Origin of the sequence: Pseudomonas capeferrum (assembly GCF_013523055.1) — a bacterium.
Taxonomy (GTDB): Bacteria; Pseudomonadota; Gammaproteobacteria; order Pseudomonadales; family Pseudomonadaceae; genus Aquipseudomonas; species Aquipseudomonas capeferrum_A.
Genome location: NZ_JAAMQM010000010.1, coordinates 111,562 through 130,648, shown reverse-complemented (window position 1 = coordinate 130,648; position 19,087 = coordinate 111,562). Strand labels below are relative to the sequence as shown.

The window sequence follows — 19,087 nt, the reverse complement described above, 5'->3', positions numbered from 1 at the left end:
CCTCACGGCTGTTTCTTTCCCGAACTGTCCTGACCAAGGAGCTGCGTGCTGTGTTCAAACATGTCGATGCCTATGCCGGCGACCCGATTCTCTCGTTGATGGAAACCTTCAAGGCCGATCCCCGCGCCGACAAGGTCAACCTGAGCATCGGTCTGTACTACGACGCCGCAGGCGTGGTTCCGCAGCTGGCGGCCGTGGGCGAAGCCGAGAAGCGGCTGGCCGGCAAGCCTCACGAAGCCTCGCTGTACCTGCCGATGGAAGGCCTGGCGAGCTACCGCCAGGCGATCCAGGCGCTGCTGTTCGGTCTCGATCATCCGGCCGTGACGCAAGGCCGCGTGGCGACGGTGCAGACCGTCGGTGGCTCGGGCGCGCTGAAGGTCGGCGCCGACTTCCTCAAGCGCTACTTCCCGCAGTCGCAAGTCTGGGTCAGCGATCCGACCTGGGACAACCACCGGGCGATCTTTGAAGGCGCCGGTTTCAAGGTGCATACCTATCCTTACTTCGACCAGGCCAGCCGTGGCCTGGATTTCGCCGGCATGCTCGCGACCCTGCAGGACCTGGCCGCCAACAGCATCGTCCTGCTGCACCCCTGCTGCCATAACCCGACCGGTGTCGACCTCGACCAGGCGCAGTGGCGACAGGTGGTGGAAGTGGTCAAGGCGCGTAATCTGATCCCGTTCCTCGACATCGCCTATCAGGGTTTTGGCGATGGGCTGGTGGAAGACGCCTATGCCATCCGCGAGATGGCCCGCGCCAGCGTCCCTTGCCTGGTCAGCAACTCCTTCTCGAAGATCTTCTCGCTGTATGGCGAGCGGGTAGGGGGGCTGTCGGTGGTATGCGACGATCAGGAAACCGCGCAAAGCGTGCTCGGTCAGCTCAAGGCGACGGTGCGCCGCAATTATTCCAGCCCGCCCAACTTCGGCGCCCAGCTGGTGGCCGGGGTCCTGTCCGATGCCGACCTCAATGCCCAATGGGTGGCGGAGGTCGAGCAGATGCGCCAGCGCATCCTCGAGATGCGTCAAGGCCTGGTCGATGCGCTCGCGCAGCTGTTGCCCGGTCAGGACTTCCAGTTCTTCCTGCGCCAGCGCGGGATGTTCAGCTACACCGGATTCAGCGTCGAGCAGGTGCGTCGCCTGCGTGACGAATTCGGGGTCTACCTGATCGACAGTGGCCGCGTGTGCATGGCGGGCCTGCGTCCCGACAACCTGCGCCGCGTCGCCGAGGCCTTCGCCGCCGTACAGGCAGGCTAAGCACTACGACGAGCGCCAGGCCAGGGCGGCAGGGGGGTGAACCCGGCCGCCGCCGCCCGGCGCTTGCCGTGTGCGCTGCGGTAAAGGTGCAACCATCCCTCGGGTGGGCCTTTGCAAGCGCAACCAATCGGCGCACAATCGCGCCCCTCTTTTTTTGGTTGAGGGGGCGAAGTGTCTGTTTCGCCACTCTCAGCCTGTTGCAGTCTTGCGAGTGGAGTTGCACCCGGATGAATGAGCAGGCCCCAAGCGTCGAACAACGCTTTGAATCGACACCTGCCGCTGCCCTTGGTAGTTGGTCGCGTCACGACACCACCTGGATGCTTGGCCTGTTCGGCACAGCCATCGGCGCCGGGACACTGTTCCTGCCCATCAACGCTGGTCTTGGCGGCTTCTGGCCCCTGTTGATCCTTGCCGTGCTGGCATTCCCCATGACCTTCTACGCCCACCGCGGGCTGACCCGTTTCGTCCTGTCCGGACGCGAGGGCGCGGACATCACCGACGTGGTCGAAGAGCATTTCGGCATCAAGGCCGGCGCGTTGATCACCGTCCTGTACTTCTTCGCCATTTTCCCCATTCTGCTGATCTACAGTGTCGCCCTGACCAACACGGTGGGCAGTTTCATGGAGCACCAGTTGCACATGACGCCGCCGCCACGAGCCCTGCTGTCCTTCTTGCTGATCCTTGGGTTGCTGGCCATCGTGCGCTGCGGCGAGCAGGCGACGGTGAAAGTCATGAGCCTGCTGGTCTATCCATTCATCGTCGCGCTGGGATTGCTGGCGCTCTACCTGATCCCGCATTGGACCGGGGGCATCCTGGACACCGCTACCCAGCTGCCCTCGGGTGCGACCCTGTTGCATACCCTGTGGCTGGCGATTCCGGTGATGGTGTTCTCCTTCAACCATTCGCCGATCATCTCGGCCTTCGCCGTCGACCAGAAACGCCGCCACGGCGCGCATGCCGATCAGCGTAGCGGCCAGATCCTGGCGCGTGCCCACCTGCTGATGGTCGCGATGGTGCTGTTCTTCGTGTTCAGTTGCGTCTTGACCCTGAGCAGCGCGCAGCTGGCCGAGGCCAAGGCGCAGAACCTGTCGGTCCTGTCGTACCTGGCCAACCACTTCAGCAACCCGAGCATTGCCTTTGCCGCGCCGCTGATCGCTTTCGTCGCCATCGCCAAGTCCTTCCTCGGCCATTACATCGGTGCCAGTGAAGGCCTCAAGGGGATCGTCGGCAAGACCGGCCTGCGTCCTGGCGCCAAAGCCCTGGACCGCATCGTCGCGGCACTGATGCTGGTGGTGTGCTGGATCGTCGCGACTCTCAATCCGAGCATTCTGGCAATGATCGAGTCCCTGGGTGGGCCGGTCATCGCGGCCATTCTGTTCCTGATGCCGATGTACGCCATCCGCCGCGTACCGGCCATGCGCAAGTACAGCGGGGCGATGTCCAACGTCTTCGTGACCCTCGTCGGTCTGGTGGCCATCTCGTCCGTCGTCTACTCGGTGGTCGATGCCTGGTTGAGCTGATGGAAGCGGGAGACGTCCGGTTTGCTTGGCTCCGGACGTTTTCTCGTCCAGGCCTGATTTCGCTACATGAAACCCATAGGCTGTCGGCGACATTCATGGTTAACTCGGGATCCTTTTCCATCCGCACAAGGATTTTCGACATGGCTCAAGTGACTTTCAAAGGCAATCCGGTCACCGTCAATGGTCAACTGCCGCAGCCCGGCACCCAGGCACCGGCTTTCAAGCTGGTCGGTGACGGCCTGGCTGACCAGTCGCTGCAGGATTTCGCCGGCAAGCGCAAGGTGCTGAACATCTTCCCAAGCGTCGATACTCCGACCTGCGCCACATCCGTGCGTACCTTCAATAGCAAGGCCAACGAGCTGAACGACACCGTCGTGCTGTGCATCTCCGCTGACCTGCCGTTCGCCCAGGGTCGTTTCTGCGGCGCCGAAGGCCTGGAGAACGTGAAGAACCTGTCGACCCTGCGCGGTCGCGAATTCCTGGAGAACTACGGTGTGGCCATCGCCGACGGTCCGCTGGCTGGCCTGGCTGCCCGTGCGGTCGTGGTGCTGGATGAGAACGACAAGGTCCTGTACAGCGAACTGGTCAAGGAAATCGCCGAAGAACCGAACTACGAAGCGGCACTCGCTGCCCTGAAATAACCGGACAAGGCGGCCTCGGTCTCAGACCGTCGCATACCCTGCAAGAAGCGGCCTGGAAGCTCATCCAGGCCGTTTTCGTTTAAAGTTCAGCGTTTTGGCAACGTCAGTCGAAGGTAAATCACTGGTAAAGAGCCTTTGCTAAAACGCTTCGAGTGCTTATCGTTCACCCTCCCCACGCAATCATTCCGAACAAGGTTCGTTCAACCCATGCAAGCTTCCGCCTCCCGTTCCTCCCGTCGCTGGCTGTTCGGCCTGCTGATCCTGCTGCTGGTAGCGGCACTGGCCTGGTGGCTGTGGCCCGCCAAGTCCACCTCCGAGGAATCGGCCGGCCAGGCGGGCCGCGGTGGCCGGCCTGGCTTCGGCGCCTCCACCGACCCGGTGCCGGTACGCGTGGAACCGGCCAAGGTCAGCGACTTCCCGGTGTACTACAAGGCATTGGGCACGGTGTTGGCGACCAATACGGTGAACGTCCGCAGTCGCGTGGCGGGCGAGCTGGTCAAGGTGCACTTCAAGGAAGGGCAGCAGGTGAAGGCCGGGGACCTGCTCGCCGAGATCGACCCGCGCACCTACCGTATCGCCTTGCAACAGGCACAGGGCACCCTGGCGCAGAACCAGGCGCAGCTCAAGAATGCCCAGGTCGATCTGGCGCGCTATAAAGGCTTGTATGCCGAGGACAGCATCGCCAAGCAGACGTTGGACACCGCGCAAGCGCTGGTCGCGCAGTACCAGGGGACGATCATGACCAACCAGGCGGCGGTCAACGACGCGCGCCTCAACCTCGAATTCACCCAGATCCGCGCACCCATCGGCGGACGCCTGGGCTTGCGCCAGCTCGACCTGGGCAACCTGGTCGCGGCCAATGACACCACCGCGCTGGTGGTCATCACTCAGACCCAGCCGATCAGCGTGACCTTCACCTTGCCGGAAACCGAACTGCCGACCGTGCTGGAGCGCTACCGCACCGGCGCGTCTCTCGTGGTGGAAGCCTGGGACCGCGGTGACAGCAAGTTGCAAGCCAGCGGTGTGCTGGGCAGCCTCGACAACCAGATCGACGTCACCACCGGCACTCTGAAATTCAAGGCACGCTTCGAGAACCAGGACCAGGCACTGTTCCCCAACCAGTTCGTCAACGTCCGTCTGCTGGCCGATACGCTCAAGCAAGTGGTCACCGTGCCGGCAGCCGCGATCCAGTTCGGCACCGATGGCACCTTCGCCTACGTGGTCAACGCCGAGAACAAGGTCAACATCCGCAAGCTCAAGGTCGGCCCGAGCGACGGCGAGCGCAGCGTGATCCTCGAGGGCCTGGCGAGCGGTGATCGCCTGGTGCTCGAAGGTACCGACCGTCTGCGCGAAGGTACGCTGGTAGAAGTCGTGGACGATAGCTCGCAAGTGCCCGCCACTCCAGGCCAGCACTTGCAGGGGCAGGAGAGCAAGGGCGCCGCCGCCGATGCCTCCGCGCCACGCAAGGCGGGCGCATGAATCTGTCGCGGCTGTTCATCCTCCGTCCGGTCGCCACGACCCTGAGCATGCTGGCCATCGTCCTGGCCGGCCTCATCGCTTATCGGTTGCTGCCGGTCTCCGCACTGCCGCAGGTCGACTACCCGACCATTAGAGTCATGACGCTCTATCCCGGCGCAAGCCCCCAAGTGATGACCAGCGCGGTGACCGCGCCCCTGGAACGGCAGTTCGGCCAGATGCCGGGCCTTACCCAGATGGCCTCGACCAGTTCGGGCGGCGCCTCGGTGCTCACCTTGCGCTTCAGTCTCGATATCAACATGGACGTGGCCGAGCAACAGGTACAGGCGGCGATCAACGCGGCCAGCAACCTGTTGCCCAGCGATCTGCCCGCGCCGCCGGTGTACAACAAGGTCAACCCCGCCGACACGCCGGTGCTGACCCTGGCGATTTCCTCGAAAACCATGCCGCTGCCCAAGCTCAACGACCTGGTCGATACCCGGGTGGCGCAAAAGCTCGCCCAGATCAGCGGCGTGGGCATGGTCAGCATCGCGGGTGGGCAGCGCCAGGCGGTCCGCATCAAGGTCAACGTGGAGGCCTTGGCCGCCGCCGGGCTCAATCTCGAAGACGTGCGCACCCTGATCGGCGCCTCCAACGTCAACCAGCCCAAGGGCAACTTCGACGGCCCGACGCGGGTATCGATGCTCGATGCCAATGACCAGCTCCGCACGCCGGAGGAATATGCCAACCTGATCCTCACCTACAACGAGGGCGCGCCGCTGCGCCTCAGAGACGTCGCTGAAATCGTCGACGGCGCGGAGAACGAGCGGCTGGCGGCCTGGGCCAACGAAAACCAGGCGGTGCTGTTGAATATCCAGCGCCAGCCTGGGGCCAACGTCATCGAAGTGGTCGACCGGATCAAGCAGATGCTGCCTTCGATCACCGACAACCTGCCGGCGGGGCTGGATGTGATGGTCCTGACCGACCGTACTCAGACCATTCGCGCCGCGGTGAAGGATGTGCAGTACGAGCTGCTGATCGCCATTGTCCTGGTGGTCATGGTCACTTTCGTCTTCCTGCGCCGGTTCAGCGCCACCCTGATTCCTTCTATCGCCGTGCCGTTGTCGCTCATCGGCACCTTCGGCGTGATGTACCTGGCCGGTTTTTCCATTAACAACCTGACCCTGATGGCGCTGACCATCGCCACCGGCTTCGTGGTGGACGACGCCATCGTCATGCTCGAGAACATCTCGCGACACATCGAGGAAGGCGAAACGCCGATGCAGGCGGCGCTCAAGGGCGCGCGGCAGATAGGCTTCACCCTGGTGTCACTGACGCTTTCGCTGATCGCGGTACTGATTCCACTGCTGTTCATGGCCGATGTGGTAGGGCGCTTGTTCCGCGAGTTCGCCGTTACCCTGGCGGTGGCCATCCTGATCTCCCTGGTCGTGTCCCTGACCCTGACGCCGATGATGTGCGCGCGGCTGCTCAAGCGCGAGCCCAAGGAAGAGGAACAGGGCCGCTTCTATCGCGCCAGCGGCGCCTGGATCGATTGGTTGATCAAGCATTACGGCCGCGGGCTGCAGTGGGTGCTGCGCCATCAGCCACTGACCCTGCTGGTGGCCGTCGCCAGCCTGGCGCTGACCGTCGTGCTCTACATGGTCGTGCCCAAGGGCTTCTTCCCGGTGCAGGATACCGGTGTCATCCAGGGCATTTCCGAAGCGCCGCAGACCACTTCGTTCACGGCCATGAGCGAGCGCCAGCAAGCGCTGAGCAAGGTCATCCTGCAAGACCCCGCCGTGCAGAGCCTGTCGTCCTACATCGGTGTGGACGGTGACAACGCGACCCTCAACAGCGGTCGCCTGCTGATCAACCTCAAGGCCCACGGCGAGCGCGATGTCACGGCCGGTGAAGTCATCAGCCGCCTGCAGCCGCAGGTCGACAGGCTGGTCGGGATCCGCCTGTTCATGCAGCCGGTCCAGGACCTGAGCATCGAGGATAGAGTCAGTCGCACCCAGTACCAGTTCAGCCTGTCGTCACCCGATGCCGACCTTCTCGCGCAATGGAGTGGCAAGCTGTCCGAGGCCCTGCACAAGCGGTCCGAACTCAGCGACGTGGCCAGCGACCTGCAGGACAAGGGCCTGCAGGTCTACCTGGTGATCGACCGTGACGCCGCCAGCCGCCTGGGAATCAACGTGTCGCAGATCACCAACGCCCTGTACGACGCTTTCGGCCAGCGGCAGATCTCGACCATCTACACCCAGGCCAGCCAGTACCGCGTCGTGCTGCAGGCTCAGGCGGCCGCCAACCTCGGGCCGCAGGCGCTGGAGCAGATTCACGTCAAGTCCAGCGATGGCGGCCAGGTACGTCTGTCGGCGCTGGCGGGTATCGAGCAGCGCCCGACACAGTTGGCGATTTCGCACATCGGCCAGTTCCCGGCGGTGATGATGTCGTTCAACCTGGCGCCTGGCGTGGCCCTGGGCCAGGCGGTCGAGGTGATCGAGCAGGTGCAGCAGGAAATCGGCATGCCGATCGGCGTGCAGACGCGCTTCCAGGGGGCCGCCGAGGCATTCCAGGCTTCGTTGTCGAGCACCTTGCTGTTGATCCTCGCCGCGGTGGTGACCATGTACATCGTCCTGGGCGTGCTCTACGAGAGCTACATCCACCCGATCACCATCCTCTCCACCTTGCCGTCGGCGGCGGTCGGCGCCTTGCTGGCGTTGCTGGTGAGCGGCAACGACCTGGGCATGATCGCCATCATCGGCATCATCCTGCTGATCGGCATCGTCAAGAAGAACGCCATCATGATGATCGACTTCGCCCTGGAGGCCGAGCGCAACCAGGGCATGGACCCGCAGGCAGCCATCTACCAGGCGGCGCTGCTGCGCTTCAGACCGATCCTCATGACCACGCTGGCCGCGCTGTTCGGCGCCGTGCCACTGATGCTCGCGACCGGCTCCGGCGCCGAGTTGCGCCAGCCGCTGGGCCTGGTGATGGTCGGTGGGCTGCTGGTCAGCCAGGTGCTGACGCTGTTCACTACCCCGGTCATCTACCTGTACTTCGATCGGCTCGCACGTCGCTTCCGCAAGCAGCGCCTGGCGCAGGAGCCGGCATGACGGGTCCGTACGCCGACGCCTCGTACCTCGTCTTGACGGATGCACGCGGCCATCGGGCAGTCGCCCATGCCGGTGGCGCGCGACTCATCGTCTGGAGCATCCCGTGAACCTATCCGGACCTTTCATCCGTCGCCCGGTCGCCACGCTGCTGCTGAGCCTGGCGATCATGCTGCTGGGCAGTGTCAGCTTCGGCCTGCTGCCCGTCTCGCCGCTGCCGCAGATAGACTTCCCGGTCATCGTGGTACAGGCCAACCTTTCCGGGGCCAGCCCCGAGGTCATGGCCGCCACCGTGGCAACGCCGCTCGAGCGCAAGCTGGGCAGCATCGCCGGGGTCACCACGCTCACCAGCAGTTCGAACCAGGGCTCGACCCGGGTCATCATCGGTTTCGAGCAGGGACGCGATATCGACGCCGCCGCGCGCGAGGTGCAGGCGGCCATCAACGCTACCCGCAACCTGCTGCCCAGCGGCATGCGCAGCATGCCCACCTACAAGAAGATCAACCCTTCGCAAGCACCCATCATGGTGCTGGCGCTGACGTCCGATGTGCTGCAGAAAGGCCAGCTCTACGACCTGGCCGATACCATCCTGTCCCAGAGCCTGGCGCAGGTGTCCGGGGTGGGGGAGGTGCAGATCGGGGGCAGCTCGCTGCCGGCGGTGCGGATCGCCCTGGAGCCGCAGTTGCTCAACCAGTACGGCCTGGCCCTGGACGACGTACGCACTGCGGTCGCCAACGCCAACCAGCGGCGGCCCATGGGTTTCGTCGAAAATACCGAGCGCAGCTGGGAGGTCCGTACCAACGACCAGTTGGAGAAGGCCAAGGACTACGAGCCGCTGGTGATTCGTCAGCAGGACGGTGCCATCCTGCGCCTGAGCGACGTGGCCACGGTCACCGACGGTGTCGAGAATCGCTACAACAGCGGCTTCTTCAATAATCGGAGCGCGGTGCTGCTGGTGATCAACCGCCAGACGGGCGCCAACATCATCGAGACCGTCGAACAGATCAAGGCCCAGCTGCCTGCCTTGCAGTCGCTGGTCCCTGCCAACGTCAAGCTCGACATCGCCATGGATCGCTCGCCGGTGATCAAGGCTACCCTCGCGGAAGCCGAGCACACCCTGTTGATCGCCGTGGGTCTGGTCATCCTGGTGGTCTACCTGTTCCTGGGTAACCTGCGCGCGTCATTGATTCCGACCCTGGCGGTGCCGGTTTCCCTGGTGGGTACGTTCGCGGTGATGTACTTGTGCGGCTTCTCCCTGAACAACCTGTCGCTGATGGCGCTGATCCTGGCCACCGGCCTGGTGGTGGACGACGCCATCGTGGTGCTGGAGAACATCTCCCGGCATATCGAAGACGGTCATCCGCCAATGCATGCGGCCTACTTGGGCACCAAGGAAGTCGGCTTCACCCTGCTGTCGATGAACGTCTCGCTGGTGGCGGTGTTCGTTTCGATCCTGTTCATGGGCGGTATCGTGCGCAGTCTGTTCCAGGAGTTCTCGATCACCCTGGCGGCCGCGATCATCGTCTCCCTGGTGGTCTCCCTCACCCTGACGCCCATGCTCTGCGCGCGCTGGCTCAAGCCCCACGAGGTGGAGCAGCAGAGCAGGGTGCAACGCTGGAGCGCGCGCGTGCACCAGCGCATGGTCGCCGGCTACGACCGCAGCCTGGGCTGGGTGCTGCGCCACCGCAGGCTGACGTTGGCCAGCCTGCTGGTCACCATCGTGGTCAACGTGGTGCTGTATGTCGTGGTGCCCAAGACCCTGATGCCGCAACAGGACACTGGGCAGTTGATGGGCTTCATTCGTGGCGACGACGGCCTGTCGTTCACCGTCATGCAGCCGAAGATGGAGACCTATCGCCTGGCCTTGCTGGCCGATCCGGCGGTGCAGAGCGTGGCGGGCTTCATCGGCGGCAACAGCGGTACCAACAATGCGATGATCCTGGTCCGTCTAAAACCCATCGCCGAACGCAGGATTTCCGCCCAGGAGGTGATCGAGCGCCTGCGTCGGGACATGCCCAAGGTGCCAGGCGGTCGGCTGTTCCTGATGGCCGACCAGGACCTGCAGCTGGGCGGCGGCGGTCGCGACCAGAGCTCTTCCCAATACCTCTACACCTTGCAGAGCGGCGACCTGGCCGCGTTGCGCGAGTGGTTCCCGAAGGTGGTGGCGGCCATGCGCGCGCTGCCTGAGCTGACCGCGATCGACGCCCGTGACGGCAGCGGTACCCAGCAGGTGACCCTGGTGGTCGACCGTGACCAGGCCAAGCGCCTGGGGATCGACATGGACATGGTCACCACGGTGCTCAACAACGCCTACAGCCAGCGACAGATCTCGACCATCTACGACAGCCTCAACCAGTACCAGGTGGTGCTCGAGATCAACCCGAAATATGCCTGGGACCCGAGTACCCTGGAACAGGTCCAGGTCATCACCGCCGAGGGCGCGCGCGTGCCGCTGTCGACCATCGCGCGTTACGAGAACACCTTGGCCAACGACAGGGTCAGCCACGAAGGCCAGTTCGCTGCCGAGGACATCGCCTTCGACGTCGCCGAAGGCTACAGCCCTGATCAGGCGATGACGGCGGTCGAGCGTGCGGTGGCCAAGGTCGGGCTCCCGGAGTCGGTGATTGCGAAGCTTGGCGGGACGGCCGATGCGTTTGCCAAGACCCAGGAAGGGCAGCCGCTGATGATTCTCGGCGCCCTGGTGCTGGTGTACCTGGTGCTGGGTATCCTCTACGAGAGCTATATCCACCCGTTGACCATTCTCTCGACCCTGCCGTCGGCCGGGGTCGGCGCCTTGCTCGCGTTGTATGTCACGGGCGGACAGTTCAGCCTGATCTCGCTGCTGGGGCTGTTCCTGCTGATCGGGGTGGTGAAGAAGAACGCCATCCTGATGATCGACCTGGCGCTGCAACTGGAGCGCAATGACGGCCTTTCCCCCGAGGAATCGATCCGCCGCGCCTGCCTGTTGCGTCTGCGGCCGATCCTCATGACCACGCTGGCGGCGATGCTTGGCGCCTTGCCCTTGCTGCTCGGTTCCGCCGAGGGGGCCGAGATGCGTCAGCCACTGGGTCTGACCATCATCGGAGGACTGGTCTTCAGCCAGGTCCTGACTCTCTATACGACGCCCGTGGTCTACCTCTACCTGGATCGCCTGCGTCATCGTTTCAACCACTGGCGCGGTGTACGTACCGATGCCGCCCTGGAAACTCCGCTATGAATTTTGCCCAGACCCCGCTCCACCGTGCCTTGCGATACCTGCCTCGCGGTCGCGGCTCGCGCCTGCTCGGTGCCGGGCTGTGCCTGGTGGTGCTCAGCGCCTGTACCCTGAGCCCGGATTATCATCGTCCCGAGCTCGCGACGCCCGCACACTTCAAGCAGGTCGAAGGCTGGACACAGGCCACGCCCTCGGACGCCATCGCCCGGGGGGCCTGGTGGGAGCTGTACGGTGACGCAGGGCTCAATGCCCTGGTCGAAGAACTCAACCGCGGCAATCAGACCGTCGCCCAGTATGAAGCTCAGTACCGGCAGTCCCAGGCTCTGGTACGCGCCAGTCGCGGTTCGCTGTTCCCCAGCCTCGACCTGAGTGCCGGCAAGACCCGTTCCTCCCAGGGCACTGGTAGCAGCAACTCCAGCCTGAGCAGCAGCAGTAGTGGTATTCGTGATACCTACAACGCCCAGTTGGGCGTGAGCTGGGAACTGGACCTCTGGGGCAAGCTGCGCGAAACCCTCGCCTCGAATCGAGCGAGCGCCGAGGCCAGCCTGGCCGACCTGGCCGCGATACGCCTGAGCCTGCAGTCGGAGCTGGTGCAGAACTACCTGCAACTGCGCGTCATCGATGAGCAGAAGCGCTTGCTCGAGGCGACGGTCACCACCTACGAACGCTCGCTGAAGATGACCCAGAACCAGTACCGTGCCGGGGTTTCTGGTCCTGACGCGGTGGCCCAGGCACAGACCCAGCTCAAAAGCACCCAGGCCGACCTGATCGACCTGGCCTGGCAGCGCGCGCAATACGAGAATGCCATTGCGGTACTGATGGGCAAGGCGCCGGCCGATTTCGCCCTGGCCGCCAGCGACAGCATCCCGAGCCTGCCGCAGATCCCGGTGGCCTTGCCCTCGCAACTGCTCGAACGTCGTCCGGATATCGCCTCGGCCGAGCGTCAGGTCATGGCGGCCAACGCGAGCATCGGCGTGGCGCGCGCCGCTTACTTCCCGGACCTGACCCTGAGCATGAGCGGTGGCTACAGCAGCAGCAGCTTCAGCAACTGGATCAGCTTGCCCAATCGGTTCTGGTCGGTAGGCCCACAGCTGGCGATGACCTTGTTCGATGGCGGCCAGCGCGGTGCCGAGGTCGACCGTACCAAAGCCGTATACGACCAGACCGTCGCCCAGTATCGCCAGACGGTGCTCGATGGCTTGCGTGAAGTCGAAGATTACCTGGTCCAGTTGAAGGTCTACGGCGATGAAGCCGTGGTGCGAGACGAAGCACTCGCCGCGGCGCGCGAGTCCTTGCGCCTGACCGAAAACCAGTACAAGGCTGGCCTGATCGGCTACCTCGACGTGGTCAACGTCCAGACCACCGCCTTGAGCAACGAGCGCAGCGCGCTGAGCCTGTTGCAAGGCCGCCTGGTAGCCAGTGTGCAGCTGATTGCCGCCTTGGGCGGAGGATGGGACATGCAGCAAGCGTTTGCCGCAGGCGAAGACGGTAACGCCGCTGAAGACTGAAAGAGTCGCCTCCTGGCAGGGTGCAGGAGGCAGCCTTCGCAGCGTGCTCCGCTAATTGGCGCTTTCGATACAATCCTCGAGGCTTGAGGAAACAGCGCAGTATCTCAGCGTGCTGCATGAAATTCGATCCATTATCATTCGCGTAAAACTCCGTGCGTTTCGCCAGAGCTTGAGTACAATGGTGTGCTTGTCCATGCTGGCCATTGGCCGCCTTTTCTCGGGTTGCGAACGCTCGAATGCTGATCGGAACTTATTCATCCTCACTGGTGTTGATCTCCCTGTGCGTGGCCATCCTGGCGTCTTATACCGCCTTGGGCATGGCGGGGCGCATCGCGACGGCCAAGGGTCGCTCCGTGCCCATGTGGATCACCGGGGGCGCATTGGCCATGGGCACCGGGGTCTGGTCCATGCATTTCATCGGCATGCTGGCCTTCCGTCTGCCCATCGAGCTGGGTTATGACCTCCCGCTGACACTGCTTTCCCTGGTCATCGCTGTCCTTTCGTCGGGTTTTGCCCTGTGGGTGGTAAGCCAGCCAAGGCTGCCATGGCTTCACCTGGGGCTAGGAGCGCTGATCATGGGGGGCGGAATCAGCAGCATGCACCACACCGGCATGGCGGCACTGCGCATGGTTCCGGGTATCGATTACGATCCGATGCTGTTCGCGGCCTCCCTGGTCATTGCGGTGGGGGCTTCGGCGGCGGCGCTATGGATCGTGTTTCGCCTGCGTCGACAAACCCCGTACGTGAGACAGGTCCGGGGCGCGGCGGCCGTAATGATGGGGTTTGCCATCGTCGGCATGCACTACACCGGCATGGCGGCGGCAGGGTTCCCCGCGGGCAGTTTCTGTGGCGCCCTGATGGACGGGATTCGCGGCGATGGCCTGGGCTACAGTGTGCTGGTCACTACGCTGGCAGTGATCGCCATAGCCTTGTTGACGTCAGTGCTCGACGCCCGATTGGAGGCGCGCACGGTCGATCTGGCACGCTCCTTGACCCTGGCCAACGAAGAGCTGACCCAGTTGGCCCTGCACGACATTCTGACTGGGCTGCCCAATCGTACCTTGCTCGCCGATCGCATCGAGCTGGCTATCGGGAAAGTAGCGGAGCAGGGTGGTTATTTTGCGCTGATGTTCATCGATCTGGACAGTTTCAAGCCGGTCAACGATGCATTCGGCCACCATGTCGGCGATCAACTGCTCAAGGCCGTCGCGGCGCGGTTGCGCGGTCATCTGCATAGCCAGGACACCTTGGCCCGTATTGGCGGCGACGAGTTCGTCCTGCTGGTGGAGCTCCAGGAGCCGGACGATGCGATGGAGGTCGCGGCGAAACAGGTCAAGCTCATCTCCAGGCCCTTCCGTATCGCCGAGCATGATTTGCAAGTCTCGGCCAGCCTGGGCATTGTCCTCTATCCAGGTAACGGCCAGGATCAGCAGGAGCTGTTGCGCAATGCCGATGCCGCCATGTATCACGCCAAGAGCGCCGGCAAGAACGGCTACAGTTTTTTCGATGCTTCGATGAACTCCAATGCCCGGCTGCAGTTGCAGATGACGCAAGATCTGCGCCTGGCGCTCGAGCACGGCCAGTTCCGTCTCTTCTACCAGCCCAAGTTCGATGCCCACGGACGCCACCCCATCGGTGCCGAGGCGTTGCTGCGCTGGGAGCATCCGCAGCATGGCCTGCTCCTGCCGGACCGTTTCATCTCGCAGGCGGAAAAGACCGGGCTGATCATTCCCATCGGAGAGTGGGTATTGCACGAAGCTTGCCGACAGATGCGCCAATGGATCGATGACGATCATCGGGAATGGCGCATGGCGGTCAACCTGTCAGCTATCCAGTTCTGTCATGCCGGCCTGGTCGACAGTGTGGCGCGCGCGTTGGCGGATAACCGCTTGCCACCCAACAATCTGACACTGGAGATCACCGAAACCACGGCCATGCGCGATGCCGACACCAGTCTCGTGGTGCTGCAGCGGTTGGCAGACATGGGCGTGGACATTTCCATTGATGATTTCGGCACGGGTTATTCGAGCCTGAAGTACCTCAAGCGCCTGCCGGCCAACGAGCTGAAGATCGATAGAGGGTTTGTCCAGGGCCTGAAGCAGGACAGCGACGACGCGGCCATCATTGCAGCCATTATCGCGGTAGGACGGGTGCTCGGCCTACGGATCGTTGCCGAAGGGGTCGAAACGGATTCCCAGCGGGAATTTCTGACCCGCCTGGGCTGCGACGCCTTGCAGGGGTATCTGCTTGGTCAGCCCATGCCAGCGGCCCAGTTCATGCCAACGCTGTCGACCAGAAACATTCCGTTCGCAGACTGAGGCTGGCTGCGAGGCATCGAACACGTGGGTTTACCTTTCCTCTAGAGCCTGTGTGCTTGCCGCGCCTATCCCGCATCGCGCAGCGCGCAAAAAGGCACGAAAGCATCCATTTCGGTCTCGACTGCCTCTATGATCCGCTCCACGTCCGCGGCGGCCATGATGGAGGTGCAGGGTATGCCGGCAATCGCCATCACGGTTTCGCCCGTTGCGCGGTCGAAGAGCCGGGCAATCATACTGCGCGGCGCATCCATGGTGGCTTCGAAGCCCAACGGATGAAAATGCCAGCGCATCACCTGGCAGGCATTGGGAAACGTCATCTTGTTCATGGCCAGCCTCCTTGTTCCAGATCCTGAACGCGGTGATCAACGGCCAGTCCTAGGCCGAGGGAACACTTACCTTAGCACTTGGATGGATGATGTTCTCTTGTAAATGTGACGAATTTGTCAATGCTTGATACAGATCACAGACCGTTCGTCGAACGGATCGGGATTTGTGGTGTCGCGAACGTTTACGCAGAAGGGCAATGCCGTGTCGCGACACACATTCAGCTCCATTCATACACGCCAGGAATGGGTTACCATTGTAACCTTGCCCGCCTGTTTGGACAGAACAGCGCGCTCATTCTTCGCTCGCGCGGTCTCTGGCCGCAGCTGACCGTCTCGCAACAGGATCCACGTTTTGTCCGACCCTCTTCGCAACCCGTTACTGCAATACCTCGCCCGGTTGGCGCCCTCCAGCCAATTGACCATGCGCTACATCCTGCAGGACATCGCTGATCGCTTGGGCTTCGTCGACTGCGATATCGTCGATATCCCCTGGCATCGCCTGGAACCAGGCCACGTCATCGGGCTGGTGGCTGCCCTGCGTACCGACGGTTATGCGCCCAATACTTCCTCGTTGTACGTCAATGCCCTGCGGGGTGTGATGAACGAGGCATGGCGGTTGGAGCTGATCAGCCACGAACAGTTGCAACGCTTGCGCGAAATCAAGCCGGCCAGTGGCAGCCGTTTGCCGCCGGGACGCAACCTGCGCCGTAGCCTGATCCGGGAGTTGATGGACGTGTGCGCCGCCGATCCGCGCCCTCAGGGCATTCGCGATGCGGCGATCATCGCGCTGCTGTACGGTACCGGCATGCGCAAGTCGGAATCGGTCGATGTGATGCTCGATCAGGTCGACTTCCAGGAGCGCAGCCTGCAGGTACTGGGCAAGGGCAACCGGCAACTGATCAAGTACGCGCCGGCCTGGGCCTTCGAGAAACTGCAGGCCTGGCTCGATTTCCGCCGCGAGCAGCTGCCGGCCGGTGAGCCAGACGATGCTTTCCTGTTCAACCGGATCCGCCGTGGCAATCACATCACCCGGGCGCGTATCACCAAGCACGCCATCTACTACATCGCGCGCCAACGGGGCGCGCAGGTCGGGGTCAAGATCATGCCCCATGATTTCCGCCGGGCCTTCATTACCCGCGTGATCGAGGAACACGACCTGTCGATCGCGCAGAAGCTGGCCCACCACGCCAACATTCAGACGACCGTGGGCTACGATCGCCGCGACGACAACGAGCGCCGACGCGCGGTGGATCGGTTCGATTACTGACGCTCGGCAATTCAATGGATGCTTGAGGCCAGCTCGAAGATAGGCATGTACATCAGGATCACGATCAGGCCGATCAACAGGCCGATGAAGGTCATCAGCAGCGGTTCGAACAGCCGCACGAACCACTCGACCCAGCGGCCGATTTCCTCGTCGTAGAAGTCGGCGCTGCGTTCGAGCATTTCTCCAAGGTTGCCCGATTGTTCACCGGCCCGCACCAGTCGCAGCGACACCGGCGTCACCAGCCTGCCGGATTCCAGGGCCTCGGACAGTGGCAGGCCCTCGGCGACCCTGGCGCAGGCCTGTTCCAGGCGCATCGCCGCCGCGCCGCCCAGCAGGCCACGCGCCATGCCCATGGCGGTGAGGATCGGAATGCCCCCTTGCAGCAGAATCCCCAGCGAGCGGTAGAAACGTGCCAGCTCGTACATGACCAGGCGCTGGTGCAGCGCCGGCCACCGCTCCAGTTGGCGCGACAGCCAGCGCCGTGGGCCGGGATGGCGACGGAGCACGACAAGGCTCGTCACTGTCGCCGTGATACCCAGGACCAAAGGCAGCTGATTGGCATGCAGAAGCAGCCCGGTTTGCATCAGTACGCGGGATAACCAGGGCAGCTCGGTACCCATTCCCTCGAAGACCAGGCTGAAGCGTGGCACCACGTAACCCATCAGGAACAGCACCACGCCACCGCCCACCAGCAATAGCAGAAGCGGGTAGATCGAGGCGCTCACCAGCTTCTGGCGGACCAGGTCCAAGCGCTGGCGATAGCTGATGTAGCGCGTCAGTGCATCGCCCAGCGCGCCGGTCCGTTCGCTGGACTGCACCAGCGCCACGTAGAGGGTGGGAAAGACCTGGGAATGCTGGGCGAGGGCCTGGGACAGCGACTTGCCCTCATACAGCAGGCGTACCAGGCTCCCGAGAATCTTGCGCGCAGTGGGGTTGGGCGCTTTTTCGGCCAGGCTTTCCAAGGCGTCGATAAGCGGCAGCCCGGCGTTGAGCAGGGTGCCGAGCTCCTGGCTGAACAGCACCAGATCGAAAGTCGGCGGGCGGCGCCAGGGCAGGCCACGGGCCACCGCGCGCACGCTGACCACACGCAGGCCCTGGTCGGTGGCCTGCTGGCGGGCCAGTTCGATGTCCTGCGCGTCGATCTGCAGCAGCACCACGCCTTCCTTGCCCAAAGCCTTGAGACTGTAACGCATGCTCACGCTCCTCATTGCCAACTGGTGATCTCGGCGTTTTCACCTTCGCCACCGGGCTGGCCATCCTTGCCCATGGACAGCAGGTCATATTCGCCGCCGCTCTCGCCTGGCTGGCGATAGATATAGGCCCGACCCCAAGGGTCCTGGGGCACGTTTTTCTGCAGGTAGGGGCCCGACCAGCGCGGCTCGCCGCTCGGCGCCGCGATCAACGCCTGCAGGCCTTGCTCGCTATTGGGGTAGTGGCCGACTTCCAGCCGGTAGAGATCCAGTGCCTTGGTCAGGCCTTCGATCTGCGCCCTGGCGACCTTTGCCTCCGAGCGCCCCAGCTGGCTGAAGTACTTGGGTGCGACGATGCCGGCCAGCAGGCCGAGAACCACCAGCACCACCAGCAGTTCGAGCAGGGTGAAACCGCGTTGCACGTTGGATCTGCGCTGCATGGTGAAGCCCTCCGTGATGCGTCCGCGAGAGCTCATGCAATAGCCGTGCGCGATGTCCCTGGGGCCTAGTATCGCGGGGCGCGGCAAGCGGCACAGTGCTTGCGTGACAGTTGCCAGGCCCGGGTTTTCCGGGGCATTTCCCCCACATCGGGGGCAACGGCGGGGAGGCGCACGCTATGCGCAAGAGCATCCTGGGAGCCATGGCCTGGCTGGCAGCGGCAACTGTGGCACAGGCCGACGTCTACATCTCGATCGATACCGGGGGCGGCTATGTGCTCTCCAACGTGCACCGCCCCGGTCGTCAATATGAAAAAGTCATCAGCGAGGTGTCGGAGCATGCGGGACCGGCCAATGCCCAGCTGATCACCGGGCGACCCTATGCCGAGCTCGTCGCCGCCGCCGCCCGTGCCCACGATGTGCCTCAGGCCCTGTTGCACGCCTTGATCAAGGCGGAATCCGGCTACGACCCCAAGGCGCGCTCGCCCAAGGGGGCGATGGGGCTGATGCAACTGATGCCGGGTACGGCGCGGGAGATGGGCGTCGCGGATGCCCTGGATCCAGAGGCCAACCTGCAGGGAGGAGCGCGTTACCTCAAACGCATGCTGACGTTGTTCGACAACGACATCACCCTGGCGGTGGCCGCCTACAACGCCGGGCCCGAAGCGGTGATGAGCCGAGGTCGGGTGGTGCCGCCGTTTGCCGAGACCCGACGCTACGTGCCGAACGTGCTGCGCGAGTATCGCCGCTTGCAGGGCATGGCGGAAGACGCGCCGTTATGACGTCATGCAAGTCTGTCGTGCGTTCCCCCAACTCTGGGCTATAACCAGTGCTAGGTGGCCAGTTGT

The 19,087-nt window shown here is 63.5% G+C and carries 13 protein-coding genes; 10 read left to right on the top strand and 3 right to left on the bottom strand.

Annotated features, from left to right (window positions below):
• The first annotated feature begins 50 nt into the window (after positions 1-50).
• From G7009_RS13255 to G7009_RS13220, 8 genes are all read left to right on the top strand, one after another.
• Complete coding sequence (locus G7009_RS13255) at positions 51-1,250, top strand: amino acid aminotransferase (RefSeq protein WP_181130520.1); 1,200 nt, start codon at positions 51-53, stop codon at positions 1,248-1,250.
• A 227-nt stretch (positions 1,251-1,477) separates the two neighbouring features.
• Positions 1,478-2,770 (top strand): serine/threonine transporter, encoded by a 1,293-nt coding sequence (locus tag G7009_RS13250; protein WP_181130519.1) that lies wholly within the window; start codon positions 1,478-1,480, stop codon positions 2,768-2,770.
• A 140-nt stretch (positions 2,771-2,910) separates the two neighbouring features.
• On the top strand, positions 2,911-3,411 hold the full coding sequence (gene tpx / locus G7009_RS13245; protein ID WP_181130518.1) for a thiol peroxidase: 501 nt from the start codon (positions 2,911-2,913) through the stop codon (positions 3,409-3,411).
• A 207-nt stretch (positions 3,412-3,618) separates the two neighbouring features.
• On the top strand, positions 3,619-4,890 hold the full coding sequence (locus G7009_RS13240; protein WP_181130517.1) for an MdtA/MuxA family multidrug efflux RND transporter periplasmic adaptor subunit: 1,272 nt from the start codon (positions 3,619-3,621) through the stop codon (positions 4,888-4,890).
• A complete protein-coding gene (locus tag G7009_RS13235) occupies positions 4,887-7,982 on the top strand; it encodes an MdtB/MuxB family multidrug efflux RND transporter permease subunit (protein ID WP_181130516.1) in 3,096 nt (1,031 codons plus the stop codon). The genes G7009_RS13240 and G7009_RS13235 overlap by 4 nt, the downstream gene beginning before the upstream one ends.
• 103 nt (positions 7,983-8,085) lie before the next feature.
• Positions 8,086-11,196: an efflux RND transporter permease subunit gene (locus G7009_RS13230; protein ID WP_181130515.1), complete on the top strand. Its 3,111-nt coding sequence runs from the start codon at positions 8,086-8,088 to the stop codon at positions 11,194-11,196.
• Positions 11,193-12,701, top strand: coding sequence for an efflux transporter outer membrane subunit (locus G7009_RS13225; RefSeq protein WP_181130514.1), 1,509 nt, complete (start codon positions 11,193-11,195; stop codon positions 12,699-12,701). The genes G7009_RS13230 and G7009_RS13225 overlap by 4 nt, the downstream gene beginning before the upstream one ends.
• 236 nt (positions 12,702-12,937) lie before the next feature.
• The gene (locus G7009_RS13220) at positions 12,938-15,019 is read left to right on the top strand and encodes a putative bifunctional diguanylate cyclase/phosphodiesterase (protein WP_181130513.1); all 2,082 of its coding nucleotides are present in this window, start codon (positions 12,938-12,940) and stop codon (positions 15,017-15,019) included.
• 65 nt (positions 15,020-15,084) lie between these two features.
• Here the strand turns inward: G7009_RS13220 and G7009_RS13215 are convergent, their stop codons facing one another.
• On the bottom strand, positions 15,085-15,345 hold the full coding sequence (locus G7009_RS13215; RefSeq protein WP_181130512.1) for a DUF1652 domain-containing protein: 261 nt from the start codon (positions 15,343-15,345) through the stop codon (positions 15,085-15,087).
• A 352-nt stretch (positions 15,346-15,697) separates the two neighbouring features.
• Here G7009_RS13215 and G7009_RS13210 point away from each other — a divergent pair, with 352 nt between their 5' ends.
• Positions 15,698-16,612 carry a site-specific integrase gene (locus G7009_RS13210; protein WP_181130511.1) on the top strand — a complete coding sequence of 305 codons (915 nt, stop codon included), beginning with the start codon at positions 15,698-15,700 and terminating at the stop codon, positions 16,610-16,612.
• A gap of 11 nt (positions 16,613-16,623) precedes the next feature.
• On the opposite strand, the gene G7009_RS13205 is transcribed toward G7009_RS13210, so the two are convergent.
• Together G7009_RS13205 and gspG are read right to left on the bottom strand one after the other, a co-directional pair.
• Positions 16,624-17,805, bottom strand: coding sequence for a type II secretion system F family protein (locus G7009_RS13205; protein ID WP_181130510.1), 1,182 nt, complete (start codon positions 17,803-17,805; stop codon positions 16,624-16,626).
• A gap of 11 nt (positions 17,806-17,816) precedes the next feature.
• Positions 17,817-18,242, bottom strand: coding sequence for a type II secretion system major pseudopilin GspG (gspG, locus tag G7009_RS13200; RefSeq protein ID WP_181130509.1), 426 nt, complete (start codon positions 18,240-18,242; stop codon positions 17,817-17,819).
• A 176-nt stretch (positions 18,243-18,418) separates the two neighbouring features.
• On the opposite strand from gspG, the gene G7009_RS13195 reads away from it, so the two are divergent.
• Complete coding sequence (locus tag G7009_RS13195) at positions 18,419-19,021, top strand: lytic transglycosylase domain-containing protein (RefSeq protein ID WP_181130508.1); 603 nt, start codon at positions 18,419-18,421, stop codon at positions 19,019-19,021.
• Positions 19,022-19,087 lie beyond the last annotated feature (66 nt).

What these genes read in the sequence shown, in the direction of transcription:
- G7009_RS13250 (WP_181130519.1), top strand. Translation starts at nt 1,478, where the DNA reads ATGAATGAGCAGGCCCCAAGCGTCGAACAACGCTTTGAATCGACACCT.
- tpx (WP_181130518.1), top strand. Translation starts at nt 2,911, where the DNA reads ATGGCTCAAGTGACTTTCAAAGGCAATCCGGTCACCGTCAATGGTCAA.
- G7009_RS13240 (WP_181130517.1), top strand. Translation starts at nt 3,619, where the DNA reads ATGCAAGCTTCCGCCTCCCGTTCCTCCCGTCGCTGGCTGTTCGGCCTG.
- G7009_RS13235 (WP_181130516.1), top strand. Translation starts at nt 4,887, where the DNA reads ATGAATCTGTCGCGGCTGTTCATCCTCCGTCCGGTCGCCACGACCCTG.
- G7009_RS13225 (WP_181130514.1), top strand. Translation starts at nt 11,193, where the DNA reads ATGAATTTTGCCCAGACCCCGCTCCACCGTGCCTTGCGATACCTGCCT.
- G7009_RS13220 (WP_181130513.1), top strand. Translation starts at nt 12,938, where the DNA reads ATGCTGATCGGAACTTATTCATCCTCACTGGTGTTGATCTCCCTGTGC.
- G7009_RS13215 (WP_181130512.1), bottom strand. Translation starts at nt 15,345, where the DNA reads ATGAACAAGATGACGTTTCCCAATGCCTGCCAGGTGATGCGCTGGCAT.
- G7009_RS13205 (WP_181130510.1), bottom strand. Translation starts at nt 17,805, where the DNA reads ATGCGTTACAGTCTCAAGGCTTTGGGCAAGGAAGGCGTGGTGCTGCTG.
- gspG (WP_181130509.1), bottom strand. Translation starts at nt 18,242, where the DNA reads ATGCAGCGCAGATCCAACGTGCAACGCGGTTTCACCCTGCTCGAACTG.
- G7009_RS13195 (WP_181130508.1), top strand. Translation starts at nt 18,419, where the DNA reads ATGCGCAAGAGCATCCTGGGAGCCATGGCCTGGCTGGCAGCGGCAACT.